Source organism: Actinokineospora sp., from assembly GCF_050699995.1.
GTDB lineage: Bacteria > Actinomycetota > Actinomycetes > Mycobacteriales > Pseudonocardiaceae > Actinokineospora.
In genome coordinates, this window is sequence record NZ_JBOHGC010000544.1 from 1 (window position 1) to 1,352 (window position 1,352).

Annotated in this window: 1 pseudogene; it reads right to left on the reverse strand. The window is 69.3% G+C overall.

Annotated elements, in window-relative coordinates:
- Positions 1-1,352, reverse strand: a pseudogene (locus ACRDSQ_RS26645) (hypothetical protein); the annotation flags it as partial.

Genomic DNA, 1,352 nt, shown 5'->3' on the forward strand with positions numbered 1-1,352 from the left:
GAGCTATAGATGGGCTCGGTCTGGACGAAGTCGTTCGAGGTCGAGAACGTCAGCCGGGACCGCCGCAGGAACCCGCGACCGTCGTAGGAGAGCTCGGTCGTCCCCGTGCCGTCGCTCGTGTGGAGCCGGGCGAGGCGGCGCTCGGCGCTGGAGTCGAGAAAGCTCGTGCGGCGCCCGCACTCGGCGTCGATCGTCTCCACCTCTGTCTGGTCGCCAGCGGCGTCGTAACGGTAGTCGAGGCGGCTCCCGAGCTCGCCGCCTGGAGCGGGCTCGATCCGGGAGAGCGTGGGCGTGTTGCCGCCGGCGAAGTTGGGGCTATAGCCGTAGCTGTAGCTCTCCGGGATGTCGGCGTCGGGCGGGACCACCTCCTCGGCGAGGCGGTTGCCGATCCGGTCGTAGCTCCAGGCTCGCCGCCCCCAGGCGCCGTTGCCCTCGGTCAAGAAGTACTGCGGGTCCTGGTAGGCGTAGGTCGCCAGAAACCGGTCCGGCCCGACCGCGCGGTCGATCGCCCGGATGTTGCCCACCGCGTCCGTCGTGTAGGTCTGCTTCAGCCTGCCCGGCACGTTGATTGACGCGGGCAGGTAGCGGGACGTGAACTCGCGGGTCTCCGGAAGCCCGTTGCCGAGAGTGAGGGAGGAGAGCGGCCCGAGAGGCTCGTAGCCAGCCGCCGTGACGATCGGCAGCGGCGCTCCAGAGCCCGTCTCGATCTCCAGGCTCGCCTCCCGGTCGGCAAAGTCGTGGCCGTAGCGTGCCACCACGCCGCCAGGATAGCCGATCTCGGTACGATTGCCATTCGGGTCGTAGGAGTAGGTGAGCTCACCATCCTGGACCGCGCGGCCGAACCGGTCATAGGCGTAGGCGACGGTTGCGCCGTCGCGGGCGATGGCGGTCAGCCGGCCCTTCGAGAACGGCACCGCCGGGTCGTCGTAGGTGTAGGTCGTGTCGAGCGTCGGGTCCGGGGAGTCGACGAAGGTGGCCCGGCCCAGGACATCGACCGTGCGGGTGACCGCCACGCCGCGGGCGTCGGTCTCGCTGATCAGCTCGCCGTGTTCGTTGTAGGTGTAGGTCGTAGTGCCGGACACAGGCGAGACCTCGCGGGTCATCACATCGCGGTCACTGTACTGGTAGCTCGTCGTGTTGCCTTCGGCGTCGGTCACGGCGACCAGGTGATCTTGCGGATCGTAGGAGTAGGTGGTCACCGCCTCCCCACCGCCCGCACCCTGCCAGGGCTGGCGCACGCGGATCAAGCGGTCGCGGGCGTCGTACTCATAGACCGTGGTCGGCGCGTTCGGTCCGCCACCGGGCGGTGGCTCGCAGGGCGGCTCGTCGCAATCGTCCTCGCCACCACCTCC